Origin of the sequence: Arthrobacter sp. RCC_34 (assembly GCF_041360795.1) — a bacterium.
Lineage (GTDB): Bacteria > Actinomycetota > Actinomycetes > Actinomycetales > Micrococcaceae > Arthrobacter_E.
This window is the reverse complement of the sequence record NZ_JBFUPW010000002.1, coordinates 154699-167518: the sequence shown is the minus strand read 5'-3', so window position 1 is coordinate 167518 and position 12820 is coordinate 154699. Positions and strand designations below refer to the sequence as shown.

Here is a 12820-nt window from a genome sequence, read left to right as displayed (position 1 = left end):
TTAACGTCATCGTCACGGTCGCGTTTCGCGCTCCGTGAGGTGGGTTTTACCTGTCCGTGATCTGGGAAAAACCGGCCGGAAACGGCTGGATCCGTACCGTGGAGACATGACCATGACAGCAGCTCCAGACCTTCTCGCCTCCGTTTCAGACGCAGCGCTGCCGGGGCTTCGAACGTCGGCCTGCACCTGGCACAGTGTGTGCCGGGTGCAGGACCTCGAACCCAATTGGGGCGAAGCCGCCCTGGTGAACGGCATCCAGGTGGCGCTGTTCCTGCTCCCGACGGGGGAGGTCTATGCGGTGGAGCACCGTGATCCGATGACCGGAGCCCACGTGATGGCCCGCGGAATCGTGGGTTCCCGCCAGGGGAAGCCCACCATCGCCGCGCCCCTGCACAAGGAGGTGTACAGCCTCGCGGACGGCTCACGGCTGGACGGCACGGGTGCTCCGCTGGCCGCATTCTCCACACGGCTGGTGGATGGCGTGATCCAGGTGGCTGCCTAGCTTTCAGCATCCTCCGGTTCCGGAGAAGGCCGAAGGGCCGGCTTCCATGATCTGCGAACCTCTGAGTTCAGAGGACTCCAGATCCTGGAAGCGGGCCCTTTCGTGCGTCCGGGGCACCGGGGTCGGGCCGGTTCAGGCTGCCGTCCGGGAGAAATGCGTTTCGATCAGCCCGCGGATTCCGTCCTTGCAGCCGCCACAGCCCGTGCCGGCCTTGGTGAAGCGGGAGACATCCTCCACCGAGGAACATCCTTCCGTGATGGCCTCCTCGACGGATCCTTGAGTGACGCCCGCGCACCGGCACAGCACTGATTCCGGTCCGGCGGCTGATCCGCCTGTGCCCGGAGCGGCCTCAGGCCCGTCCAGTCTCAGGAGGGTCGACCGGTCATCCGGAAGAGTCCCTCCGCTGCCGAACAACAGCGTCAGCTCTGCAGCGACGCGGGGCATTCCGAGTGCGACGAAGCCGGTCAGGACGCCCTCTTGAGTGCACATTTTCACGTAGCGGCCGCGGGCGGTATCCGCCCAGAGGGAGACCTCATCCTCCTCCGGGGAGGTGGTCCAGGGATCGCCCCGGAGGTCACCTGCTGCGGCCAGGTTCACGCCTGTGGCCTTCAACAGGATGATCCCGGGTTTCTCCTCCGGGAGAGCCGCGGGCGGGGCGGCGCCCGTGAGCCTCGCGGCGAACGAGGCCGCGAGCCAGTCGGCCTGGCGCCAGCCGGGGGCGATCAGCCCGCTCGGTCCGGTGGTTTCCGAACAGGGGCGGCACCCCGGGTCAGGGCAACGGATCTCGGCGCAATCACCGATGGCGAAGACGTGTTCGGTGTGGAGGGCCCGGAGCGAGTGATCCACCAGGATGCCTGCTCCGACGGCCAGGCCCGCGCCCTCCGCGAGTTCCTTCCGGGGGCGGGCGCCACAGGCGAGGACGAGCAATTCGCCCTCTACGAGGGTCCCGTCGGAGAGCTCCAGAGCCTGGAACACCCCGTTCTCACTGCTGACGGCGACGGCGCGGGCGTTCGGTATGAGGGTCAGCCCCTGGCTGCGGAGAGCCGCCATGAGGGTCGCTCCGGAGCCTGTGTCCAGCTGTCGTCCCATCGGGCGCTCGCCGTGGTGCACCACCGTGACGGGGCAGCCTTCCTCAGCGGCCGCGAGAGCGGCCTCCAGACCCAGTACGCCTCCGCCGAGCACCACGACGTGCCGGCGGTCGGTGACCGCGGCTTGCAGCCGCTCGGCATCGCCGAGGTCTCGTAGCGTGGTGACGCCCACTGGGAGCACCGGATCGATCGGTGAGGGGTTCAGGCCAGTCAGGTTCGGTACCGTGGCACGGGCGCCGGTGGCGAACACCAGGCGGTCGTAGGGGAGCCAGGTGCCGCCGTCGAGGAGCACCCGCCTGCTGCTGCGGTCCACTCGCCTGACCGCCGTATCCAGCAGGACTCGGATGCCGTCGCCGGCCAGCTCTTCGGGATCGGAGAGCGCCATGGAGGTGAGGGGGACCCTCCCCGTCCCGAGATCGGCCAGGAGCACCCGGTTGTAGGCAGGCACCCGTTCTTCGCCCACCACGGTCACGTCCACGGTCCCGGAGATCGCCAGGGGACGGAGCGCATCGATGAACCGGGCGGCTACTGGGCCGTAGCCCACCACCACGATTCGTTCGGGACTGGTGCCGGTCATGACCGGCCGTCCTGCAGGAGACTGAGCCGGACGCGGGTCGTCTTGAACTCGGGCATTCCCGAAACCGGGTCCGTCAGGCGTTCCGTGAGTTGGTTGGCCGCGGATTCGTCCGGGAAGTGAAACGGTGCGAACACGGTGTCCAGCCGGATGTTCGCGGTCAGTTCCGCCCTGCAGACCATCCGTGGTCCGAAAGCTCCCGCGCCGCTGCGGTGCAGCTGGATCCATTCGCCGTCCCGCACTCCGATCCGTGCTGCGGAGGCAGGGTGGATCTGCAGGAACGGTTCGGGCTGAGCGGCGGCCAGGCTGGGGACCCTCCGGGTCTGAGCGCCTGATTGGTAGTGCTCAAGGAGGCGGCCCGTGGCCAGATGGAACTCGTCGCTTTGCAGGCGGGTGGTGTCCGGAGTGCTCGACGACGGCTGCACCGGGATCAGCCGGGCCTTGCCGTCGGGATGCGCGAAGCTTTCCAGGAAGAGGCGTGGGCTTCCGGCGCTCTGACTGGGGTAGGGCCAGTGGACCTCCGCGCCCGAGTCCAGGAGTCCGTAGGAGATGCCCGAATAGTCGGCCGGCCCTCCGGCGGAGGCCGCACGGAGTTCCTCGAATGCCTCCTCAGGATCCGTGGGGAAGCCCGTCGCAGTGCCCAGCAGGGCTGCGAGGCGGTTGAACACCCAGAGCTCGGACCGGGCTCCTTCCGGAGGGTCGATGGCCCGGCGGCGGCGCAGGACCCGGCCCTCCAGGTTGGTCATGGTCCCTTCCTCCTCGGCCCATTGCAGCACCGGAAGGACCGTATCGGCCTGGCGGGCGGTCTCCGAGAGGAAGAAGTCACAGACCACCAGGAGGTCCAGGCGTTCCAGTCCGTCTCTCACCGAGGAGGCATCGGGCGCCGACACGGCGGGGTTGGCCCCGTGGACCAGGAGCGCACGGACGCCTCCGGACAGCCCGAGAGTGTTCAGGAGCTCCACCGCGGGAAGGCCTGGCCCGGGGATGTCCTTTTCCGGCACTCCCCAGACGGAGGCCATATGACGCCGTGCCTCAGGGTCTGTGATCTTGCGGTATCCCGGCAGCTGATCGGCCTTTTGGCCGTGCTCCCGGCCGCCCTGTCCGTTTCCTTGTCCCGTGAGTGTCCCGTAGCCCCCTCGGGCTGTTCCGGGGAGTCCGAGCAGTAGGGCTAGATTGATGGCGGCTGTCGCGGTGTCCGTGCCATTGTCGTGCTGTTCGATTCCCCGCCCGGTGAGGATGTAGCAGGACCCTGTCCGGGCGGCCTCCGCCAGGCGGCGGGCGGTGGAGATCAGCAGCTCTGCGGGGACGCCGGTGACGGCCTGCACCCGTTCCGGCCACCAGGGCGCCACCGAACGGATGAGGGGTCCCAGGCCTTCGGTCCGGCAGGCGAGATATGTATCGGCAAGCCATCCCCGGTTGATGAGCACATGCGCCAGGCCGAGGAGGAGGATCAGATCCGTCTTGGGCGCGGGGGCCAGGTGGGTGCCTGCGCCGGATCCCGTGAGAAGGGCGGTAGGGGAGCGCCGGGGGTCCACCACGATCAGTCCACCCGCGGCGCGGGCGGCGGCGAGGTGCTGTACGAAGGGCGGCATGGTCTCGGCGACGTTGGAGCCGAGCAGCAGGACGGTGTCCGCCGTGCCCAGGTCACTCAGGGGGAACGGCAGACCGCGGTCCAGCCCGAAGGCCCGGTTTCCGGCAGCGGCGGCCGAGGACATGCAGAAGCGGCCGTTGTAGTCGATGCGCGAGGTCCGCAGCGCGACCCGCGCGAACTTACCCAGCAGATAGGCCTTCTCATTGGTCAGCCCACCGCTCCCGAACACTCCTACGGCATCCCGTCCGTGCTGTTCCTGCACCGCCAGAAGCGCTTTCGCCACGTGGTTCAGTGCATCGTCCCAGGACGCCGGGCGCAGGGTGCCTTCCCGGTCGCGGACCAGGGGAGTGGTCAGCCGGTCCGGATGCCTCAGCAGATCGGCCGCGGTCCAGCCCTTGCGGCAGAGCCCGCCGCGGTTGGTGGGAAAGTCCCGCCCGGACACCTCCACGGGGCCCGCCCCGGGGCTGGGCGCGAGCGTCATGGCGCATTGCAGTGCGCAGTAGGGGCAATGGGTATCGGTCACGTCAGACCACCATCGCCGTGGGGGATGTGGTGCGGCGCAGGTAACACGCCCAGGTGGTGGCCAGCATGATCACGTAGGCGGCCAGGAATCCGAGGAACGCGGGGACGTAGGAGCTCGTCAGGCTCGCCGAGGCTCCCAGCAGCTGAGGGATGACGAACCCGCCGTACGCGCCGATGGCGGACACCAGCCCAAGGGCGGCGGAGGCGAGCCTGGCCGTCTGTTCGGGGGAGGCTCCCGAACGGGCGGCCCTGCTGGAGTGCGTGAAGATCGCCGGGATCATGCGGTACGTTGAGCCATTGCCGACTCCGCTCGCCGTGAACAGCAGCAGGAACAGGGCCAGAAAGAGCCAGAAGTTCTTCAGGGGCAGGGTGACGATCACGGTCAGGGTGGTCGCCGCCATGGCCGCGAAGGAAAGGACGGTGATCCGGGCTCCTCCGAAGCGGTCCGCCAGACGTCCACCGTAGGGCCGGGCGAGGGACCCGAACAGCGGTCCGAGGAAGGACAGTGAGAGCGCGGCGGCACCAACCGTGAAGGTCGAGTACATCGGGAACAGATCCTTGATGAGCTTCGGGAAGACTCCGGAGAACCCGATGAAGGAACCGAAGGTGCCGATGTAGAGGAAGGCCACCACCCACAGCTGAGGCTCCTTGAGTGCGGCGAGTGTGCCCGCCACGTCGCCCCTCGCATGGGTGAGGTTGTCCATCCGGCGATACGCGCCCCAGGCCGCCAGCAGGATGAATGGCACCCACATCAGCCCCGCGATGGCGAGAGAAGGGACGCCGAGGGTCAGGGCGGCGGTGAGGCTCACCGCGAGTGGAACGGCCAATTGCGCGACAGCAGCGCCGAGGTTTCCGCCCGCGGCGTTCAGCCCGAGCGCCCAGCCCTTCTGCCGGGCGGGGTAGAAGAAGGTGATGTTCGCCATGGAACTGGCGAAGTTGCCGCCGCCGAATCCGGCCAGTCCTGCCATAAGAAGCAGCACGCCGAAGGGCGTGGCCGGATTGGACACGCACGCGGCCAGGCCCAGGCTGGGGATGAGTAGCAGGAGGGCGGAGACCACCGTCCAGTTCCGTCCACCGAAGCGGGAGACCAGGAAGGTGTAGGGGATGCGCAGGGTCGCTCCGACCAGACTGGGCATGGAGATCAGCCAGAAGAGCTGGGCCGTGTCCAGACGGAATCCCGCTGCCGGGAGCTGTACCACCACGATCGTCCACAGCTGCCACACGACGAAGCCCAGGAACTCGGCGAAGATGGACCACCGCAGGTTCCGCCGGGCAATGGCCTCACCCTGCTCGGCCCACTGAGCGGGATTCTCGGCGTCCCAGCCATCGATCCAGCGTCCCTCCCGGAAACTGAGCGCGGCAGCCGCGCGGGGTGGCGCTTCGGCGCCGGCCGGGGTTGTGATCGTAGGGGTGTTCACGGTCGCCTCCAACGGGTTGGTTCCTGTATGGATTCCACCGTAGAAACCGCGTGTTTCCGCGGGACGAGTGCGTCGTGACGTGCTGGTAACGAAGACGTCTTGCCCCGGACAAGAGCCGTGTGAGGAAGAGGAAACACTCAGAAATGCGTCGGCAACATGCCGGACACGCACGCCTGCCGCAGGTCTCCCACAAGGGCCGATTTCGCCAAGAGGCATCTGTCCTGGTAATGTCTTACTCGCTTCGATCCTCCTTAGCTCAATTGGCAGAGCATTCGACTGTTAATCGAAGGGTTGCTGGTTCAAGTCCAGCAGGAGGAGCTTTTCGCCCCGGGTGGGCGGCCTGAAATGGCCGCTGACCCGGGGTTTTTCTTTGCCCGGACCCGGTGCGGCGGGAAGCGGTGAGGGCTGAGGACCCGCGTGGACGGCAGCAGTCACCCGAGGGTGCGTTGCTTCTCCCAGTCGCGGCGCAGCAGCCCGTAGACCCAGGAGTCGGAGACGACGCCGTTGACGATGCAGTCCTCGCGCAGCGTGCCCTCCCGGACGAACCCGAGTTTTTCGAGCACCCGGGCCGAGGCCCCGTTCCGGGTGTCGGCCTCCGCTTGCACGCGGTTGAGGTCCAGAGCCCCGAACGCCCATCCCAGGAGAGCGCCGGCGGCCTCGGTCGCGTATCCCTGGCCCCAGGCGGTGCGGCTCAGGCAGTAGCCGAGGGAGGCGCTGCGGAAGGTGGGATTCCAGCCGTTGAACGTGCACCAGCCGAGGAATGCCTGGTCGGAGCCCCGTTCGATCACGAGGCGGGCGCCTGTGCCGTCCTCCGCCATGCGGCGCGAGCCTGCGAGGAAGCGCTCGACGGCGGACCGGTCCGTCCAGGGTGGGGAGTCCCAGTAGCGCAGCACCTCGGCGTCGCTGTTCAGGGTGAAGAGGTCGTCCGCGTCGGTGTCCGCGACGGGCCGCAGACGGAGCCGTGCGGTGTCCAGCGTGGGGGTGGGAAGCGTCATACGGCCATCCTTCCACGTGTGCGGAAGCCCAGGCCGGGAAGCTACTTGCGGTCTTTGCCCCACGGGCCCGGATTCAGCCGGTAGAGCACCGCGGCGCCGATGAGGGCGCCGAACACGATTCCGAGGGCGCCCTGCCCGATCGCGCGGCCTGCGAAGTATCCGAGCACACCGCCGATCACGGCACCCACGAAGAGGCCCCGCCCGTTGCGGTGCGCCTTCTTTCCGTAGCGGGGGTCCGTCGGGTCGCGACGCCAGGGGGCCGCCACCCGGGCGCCGGACGCACGCAGGGCCCGTGCGCGCTCCCTCGCCCCGCGGAAGGGGGAGGTGCGGCGTGGGCGCGGGGCGTCGTCGTGGGTCACGTGGCCAGCCTAGGCGATCGCGGGGACCGAGCGGGGCCGGATGACAAGCCAGAGGCTCAGGATCCCGACGCCGATGCAGGCGATCATGATCGCGGCCATCGGCACGGCCGAGTCGGTGCCGAGCAGGCCCACCACGGGGGAGAGGAGTCCCGCCGTGAGGAAGGTGCTCGCGCCCAGCAGGGAGGCCGCCGTCCCCGCGCGGTCACCGTGACTGGCCAGGCCGAGCACCTGGACGCACGGGAAGCAGAAGCCGGTGCACATGATGTAGAACCACAGCGGGATCGCCAGCCCGAGGAGCCCGGCGTGGGAGGCGTCCGCCACGATGATCAGCAGGGCGGAGACGATCTGGCCCACCGTCGCGAAGGCCAGGATCCATTGAGGGCCGACCTTCTTGATCAGCCGCGAACTGATCTGCACCCCGGCGACGATGCCCAGCGAATTGATGCCGAACAGGTAGCCGTACTGCTGCGGGGTGAAGCCGTAGAGCCGTTCGAACAGGAACGGGGAGGCTGAAAGGTAGGAGAACAGGCCCGCGAAATTCATGCCGGCCATGATGAGCACGCCCACGAAGATCCGGTCCGTGAACAGCACGCGGTAGTGGCTGAGCACGCTGGTGCCGGACACGCGGCGGCGCTCCACCGGAAGCGTCTCGCGGACGAGGAAGAGGCAGCCGAGGATGACGAGCGCGCCGTAGCCGGCCAGGAAGAGGAAGATGCCGGGCCACGGGGTGATGAGGAGCAGCTGGGAGCCGATCACCGGGGCCAGGATGGGCGCCAGGCCGTTGACCAGGGACATGGCGGCGAACATCCGCACCATCGAGTACCCCGCGAAGAGGTCGCGGACCATGGCCATGGAGACCACGCCGCCGCCGGCCGCGCCGATGCCCATGAGGACGCGGAAGATGCCCAGCGGCACGATGTCGTGTGAGAACGACGCCCCGATCGAGGCCAGGATGTGGAGCGCGGTGACGCAGAGGAGCGGGACCCGCCGCCCCACCTTGTCGCTCAGCGGGCCCACCAGCAGCTGACCCAGCGCGAAGCCGACGGTGGTGCCCGTCAGGGTGAGCTGCACGGCCGCCTGGCTCACACCGAGGTCCCGTTCGATCGCGGGGAACGCCGGCAGGTACAGATCGATGGTGAAGGGACCCAGCGCGGTCAGGGCGCCGAGAATCAGGACGTAGGTGATCTTCTGCCGCCGGGACATGGCGGAGCCAAGGGAAAGGGTGGGGGTGGTCACCTCCACTATCTTAAGCGGCTGCTCTGCCCCGGGAAGGGGTGCGGGGACCACTCGATGCAGGTGAACGCACATGAACATGGCGACAGCGGAACCTCCACGACCGTGGCGCAATGATAGTTTTGTCCAAGGCGGGGCTGTCCTCCAGGGGTCGGTCTGCCGCCACCGTGGCCCTGGTCACGGCCTTTTCTATCCGTCGAGTCGATGTGAGGCGAAACTGATGAGCGGACGCCATGCGAGCACCGTACGGCCCCAGACAAGCCTCAAGGCGCTTCCGGCCACGGCCCGGAGTGCGGCCCAGCTGCTGCCCCGCCAGATCCAGGACGAGCTCACCCTCGCCCAGCTGGAGCTCAAGGACAAGGGCGTCAAGGTAGGGATCGCCTCCGCCGGTTTCGTCGCGGCCCTCGTCTTCGTGGGCCTGCTCGTGATCGCGCTGGTGGTCGCCGCCATCATGGGTCTGGCCACGGTCATGCCGGCCTGGCTCTCGGCTCTCATCGTCTCCGCCGCGTTCCTGATCATCGCCGGCATCGGCGGTCTGTTCGGGTTCCTCAAGCTCAAGTCGGCCATGCCACTGCTGCCCGCCGAGGCGATCCGCGGCTTCAAGCACGATCTCGGCATCGTCAAGGAAGGCAGCGCGTTCGACGCGAGCATCCTCGACCCGGAGTCGCCCACCGCGAAGGCCGCTGCCGAGGCGAAGGCGGCAGCCAAGGCCAAGGCCCGAGAAGAGGCGGAGGCCAAGGCGAAGCAGAAGCTCGCCGAGGAAGGTCCCGCTCCCACGCAGCAGCAGATCCTGGCCCGCCTGGACGAGCGCCGCGCCCACCTGACCGGCATCCGCGACGACCTGGGCGTTCAGCTCGACGTCAAGACCCAGGCCCAGGGCCTCGTGTCCGAGGTCAAGGAACGTGCCGAGTCGGTCCGCGAGTCCGCGCAGCAGCGTTTCGCCGGCGCGACGGGTGGAGACAACGGCATCGCCGGCGAGCTGGCGCAGCGCTGGAAGCCGATCGCCGTCGCGGTGGCCGCCGGAACAGCCTTCGTGGTCCTCCTGCGCAAGCTCATCAAGTCCTGACGCTTACCCGGCCGGAGCCGGGCTGGTTCGACGGATTCGCACGGAGGAAGGGGGAGGATGAAGCTCATCGGCGCTGGCGCACGCCCTGGCGTGCCGCAAGTCGACCATGACCGCATCCTCACGGTGCCCAACGCCCTCACGGTGATCCGGTTCCTCGGCGTCCCGCTGTTCATGTGGCTCGTCCTGGGTGTCCACGAGTACGGCTGGGCCGTCGCCGTCCTGGCCGTCATGGGGTCCACCGACTGGGTGGACGGCTATGTGGCCCGTCGCTTCGACCAGACCTCCAAGCTCGGCCGCATCCTCGATCCCGCCGCCGACCGGCTCGCGCTGATCGCCGTGGCCGTGACCCTGGTCCTGGCCGGAGTGGTGACGTGGTGGTACCTGGCCGCCCTGCTGGTCCCGGATCTGATCCTCGGCACGGCGTCCCTGCTGTATTTCCGCAGCCACCCCGATCTTCCCGTCAGCGTCGTGGGCAAGGTCCGGACGGCGCTGCTCCTCCTCGGAACCCCGCTGCTCGTGCTGTCCGAGTTCGCCGGCGGGCGGCCCCTGGCCATCACGGCGTGGGTGCTCCTCGGCCTCGGGCTGGTGGGTCACTGGATCGCGGCCACGGGCTACTTCGCCGCGATCATCCGCAAGGGCCGTCCCGTGCGGGAGGCGCGCGTCGCCGGCCACCGGGAGGGGACGGACCCGAGCACCACGGCAACCGGCGTTGACGACGGCGGGCGGAACGGCGTCGTCGGGCGCCCTGAGACGGGGGAGAAGGACGGTGAGGACCGGTGATCTGGTTCGCTGTCATCCTGGCGATCCTCGGCGCGTTCTGCCTGGCGATCGGCGCCCAGCGGCAGGGGAGCGCCGTCAAGGCGGACACCGGTGGTCTGGCCCTCGGCTCCAGCAGCTTCGTCCGTCTGCTGCGCAACCCCCGCTGGCTCCTGGGCCTCGCGCTCCTTGCCGGCGGCATGATCATGAACTGCATCGCGCTGATCTCGGCGCCGCTCACCGTGATCCAGCCGATCGGCGCGATCGCGCTGGTGATCACCACGATCGTGAACTCCAAGGACCAGGGCCTCAAGATCAACCGCGCCACCGTGGTGGCGATCTCAGCCTGTGTCACTGGTTCCGCGCTCTTCGTGCTGCTGGCGGTGAATGCCACGCAGGAGAACCACCATGTGGCGGCGTCGGATGAACTGGCCGTGGTGCTGCTGCTGGTCCTGGCGGTGGGAGTCTTCGGCTCCCTGGCGGTGGGCTTCCGTCACCGTCTGAACGCTTTCGTCTACATTCTCGGCGCCGGGGTGCTGTTCGGTTTCGTGGCGGTTCTGACCCGCATCATCGGCCGCCACCTGCTGGACCCGAACGGCCAGTTCCTGCTCAATGTGCCGTGGTACACGGTCGTGGCGATCGCCGCCGCGGGTGGCCTCGGCTCGTGGTTCGTGCAGAGTGCCTACTCCGGAGGCCCGCCAGATCTGGTCATCGCGGGCCTGACCGTGATCGACCCGATCGTGGGCATTGCGATCGGCGTCACCATCCTCGGTGAGCTGCGTCCCGATGTGCAGCCGGTGATCGGGATATCCATGATCGCAGCGGCATGCCTTGCTATCGTTGGGGTGATCGCCTTGTCCCGTCACCATCCCGAGGTGACCAAGCGCAAGAAGGAAGCTGCACGGAAATCGGCCGGTAAATCGGCCTAGGGCCACAGCCCGCGACCCACCAACGCCAGGAGAACCTCACCCATGACGTCCACCGACGGCAGTAAGCCCCTGACCATTCTGATCGCCGCGGACACCTATCCGCCGCATGTGAACGGGGCCGCGCAGTTCGGCTACCGTCTGGCCAAGGGCATGACCGCTCGTGGGCACAGGGTGCACGTCCTGGCCGCCCGCCCTGACAAGGGCAAGAGCTACACCGAATTCCGGCCGGAGGGCACGGTGCACCGGATCCGCTCCCACGCGGTGCCCACGCACGATTCATTCCGCATCACCTTCCCGTGGGAGATCAAGAAGGAGATCGCACTCCTCTTCGACAAGGTGCAGCCGGACGTGGTCCACATCCAGAGCCACTACATGATCGGCGAGCACGTGCTGTACGAAGCCGTGAAGCGCGGCATCCGTGTGGTGGCCACCAACCACTTCATGCCGGAGAACCTGAACCCGTTCCTGCCGTTCCCGCAGTGGTTCAAGGACATCGTCGGCCGCATCTCCTGGAAGGACATGGGCAAGGTCATGGGTCAGGCCGACGTCGTCACCACCCCGACGCCTCTCGCCGCCCGCGCCATGCACCAGCACGCCTTCCTGCACCAGGTGCTGCCGCTCTCCAACGGCATCGACACCCCGGCGTACGAGCTGCAGCCCGGTGAAGTGGTGGAGAAGAACCCATACCCGACCATCCTGTTCGCCGGCCGTCTGGCCGAAGAGAAGAACATCGACGTCCTGATCAAGGCGATCGCCCGGCTCCCGAAGGAGCTGAACGTCCACCTCGAGATCGTGGGCGGCGGCGAGGTCCGTCCTGCTCTGGAGCAGCTCGTGGCCTCCCTGGGTCTGGGGGACCGCGTCCGGTTCCTGGGCCTCGCGCCCGACGATGAGCTGCGCCGCGCCTACATCCGTGCCGACCTGTTCTGCATGCCGGGCACGGCGGAGCTGCAATCCCTCGTGACGCTGGAGGCCATGAGCGCATCCACGCCCGTCGTGCTGGCCAACGCCATGGCGCTGCCGCACCTGGCCGACGACGGCGTCAACGGCTACCTGTTCGAACCGAACAACGTGGTCGACCTGACCGAGAAGATCCGGCTGGTCCTGGACCAGCCGGAGGAGGCCCGCAAGGCCATGGGTGACGCCAGCCACGAGATGGTCCAGAAGCACAGCTTGGAGAACACGCTGAAGACCTTCGAGGACATCTACCGCGGCGCTGCGTACGAGGACCTCCAGGTCTGAGACTTCGCGCCCTTCGGGGCGTCTCCATGACAGGTACGACGGCGGCCGCCGGGTAGACTGTCCGGGTGCCGTTTCGGGGTCTGCGACCTCGTGGCGGCACCTTGAGGGGGTATAGCTCAGCCGGTTAGAGCAGGGGACTCATAATCCCTTGGTCCTGGGTTCAAGTCCCAGTGCCCCTACCGCGTTGTATTTAGACAAACCAGTGAACCAAGAACTTTGGGGATCAGCGGTTTCAAGGTCATCCCCGTCGTTCTGACGGGGATGATTTTGTTTTTGGACGATGTCCGAGAGGCGAAGGGCCTGAATTTGGGCCGTTGGTGTCATCAGGCCCTGCTCGGCAAGCCTGCGGTGAAGCCGGGCAATCGAGTATTCGCCGCAGGTGTTCTGGATGATCGCCCGTTCGAGATGGTAACGGGCAGAATGCCAACGAGCGTCGCCGCTCGTTCTTCAGAGCTGGCTGCCCCAGGGGTGTCCCTGCCGTATTGACCCATCGTGGCTGGTATCGCGCCAGAATGGAGGCCAAAATCCGGCCATGCAACCGACTCGTT

The 12820-nt window shown here is 67.8% G+C and carries 11 protein-coding genes, 2 tRNA genes and 1 pseudogene; 8 read left to right on the top strand and 6 right to left on the bottom strand.

The annotated features are described in order from the left end of the window. The first annotated feature begins 112 nt into the window (after positions 1–112). Entirely contained in the window at positions 113–502 is a 390-nt protein-coding gene (nirD, locus tag AB6732_RS09605; RefSeq protein WP_370960113.1) for a nitrite reductase small subunit NirD, read from the top strand. Between the two features lie 132 nt (positions 503–634). Here nirD and AB6732_RS09600 read toward each other — a convergent pair whose 3' ends face one another. The 3 genes from AB6732_RS09600 to AB6732_RS09590 are packed head-to-tail and all read right to left on the bottom strand — an operon-like array spanning position 635 to position 5695. Then, complete coding sequence (locus AB6732_RS09600; protein WP_370959756.1) at positions 635–2167, bottom strand: FAD-dependent oxidoreductase; 1533 nt, start codon at positions 2165–2167, stop codon at positions 635–637. Continuing rightward, complete coding sequence (locus tag AB6732_RS09595) at positions 2164–4278, bottom strand: molybdopterin oxidoreductase family protein (protein WP_370959755.1); 2115 nt, start codon at positions 4276–4278, stop codon at positions 2164–2166. Before AB6732_RS09595 ends, AB6732_RS09600 begins: the two co-directional genes overlap by 4 nt. A gap of 1 nt (position 4279) precedes the next feature. After that, positions 4280–5695 (bottom strand): MFS transporter, encoded by a 1416-nt coding sequence (locus AB6732_RS09590; protein WP_370959754.1) that lies wholly within the window; start codon positions 5693–5695, stop codon positions 4280–4282. Positions 5696–5940: 245 nt separating this feature from the next. On the opposite strand from AB6732_RS09590, the gene AB6732_RS09585 reads away from it, so the two are divergent. Next, positions 5941–6013 (top strand) — tRNA-Asn (locus tag AB6732_RS09585). A 113-nt stretch (positions 6014–6126) separates the two neighbouring features. Here AB6732_RS09585 and AB6732_RS09580 read toward each other — a convergent pair. The 3 genes from AB6732_RS09580 to AB6732_RS09570 are packed head-to-tail and all read right to left on the bottom strand — an operon-like array spanning position 6127 to position 8252. Then, positions 6127–6690: a GNAT family N-acetyltransferase gene (locus tag AB6732_RS09580; RefSeq protein WP_370959753.1), complete on the bottom strand. Its 564-nt coding sequence runs from the start codon at positions 6688–6690 to the stop codon at positions 6127–6129. Between the two features lie 41 nt (positions 6691–6731). Further along, on the bottom strand, positions 6732–7049 hold the full coding sequence (locus AB6732_RS09575) for a hypothetical protein (protein ID WP_370959752.1): 318 nt from the start codon (positions 7047–7049) through the stop codon (positions 6732–6734). Between the two features lie 9 nt (positions 7050–7058). Further along, positions 7059–8252 (bottom strand): multidrug effflux MFS transporter, encoded by a 1194-nt coding sequence (locus AB6732_RS09570; protein ID WP_370960112.1) that lies wholly within the window; start codon positions 8250–8252, stop codon positions 7059–7061. A gap of 250 nt (positions 8253–8502) precedes the next feature. On the opposite strand from AB6732_RS09570, the gene AB6732_RS09565 reads away from it, so the two are divergent. From AB6732_RS09565 to AB6732_RS09540, 6 genes and pseudogenes are all read left to right on the top strand, one after another. After that, positions 8503–9348 (top strand): phage holin family protein, encoded by an 846-nt coding sequence (locus tag AB6732_RS09565; RefSeq protein WP_370959751.1) that lies wholly within the window; start codon positions 8503–8505, stop codon positions 9346–9348. 57 nt (positions 9349–9405) lie between these two features. Continuing rightward, positions 9406–9999 (top strand): annotated as a pseudogene (locus AB6732_RS09560) (CDP-alcohol phosphatidyltransferase family protein); the annotation flags it as partial. A gap of 125 nt (positions 10000–10124) precedes the next feature. After that, positions 10125–11033 carry a DMT family transporter gene (locus AB6732_RS09555; RefSeq protein WP_307496384.1) on the top strand — a complete coding sequence of 303 codons (909 nt, stop codon included), beginning with the start codon at positions 10125–10127 and terminating at the stop codon, positions 11031–11033. A 42-nt stretch (positions 11034–11075) separates the two neighbouring features. Next, positions 11076–12272 (top strand): glycosyltransferase, encoded by a 1197-nt coding sequence (locus AB6732_RS09550; RefSeq protein ID WP_307496385.1) that lies wholly within the window; start codon positions 11076–11078, stop codon positions 12270–12272. A 105-nt stretch (positions 12273–12377) separates the two neighbouring features. Continuing rightward, positions 12378–12451 (top strand) — tRNA-Ile (locus AB6732_RS09545). Positions 12452–12488: 37 nt separating this feature from the next. Next, the gene (locus AB6732_RS09540; RefSeq protein ID WP_370959750.1) at positions 12489–12758 is read left to right on the top strand and encodes a hypothetical protein; all 270 of its coding nucleotides are present in this window, start codon (positions 12489–12491) and stop codon (positions 12756–12758) included. Positions 12759–12820: the final 62 nt, after the last annotated feature.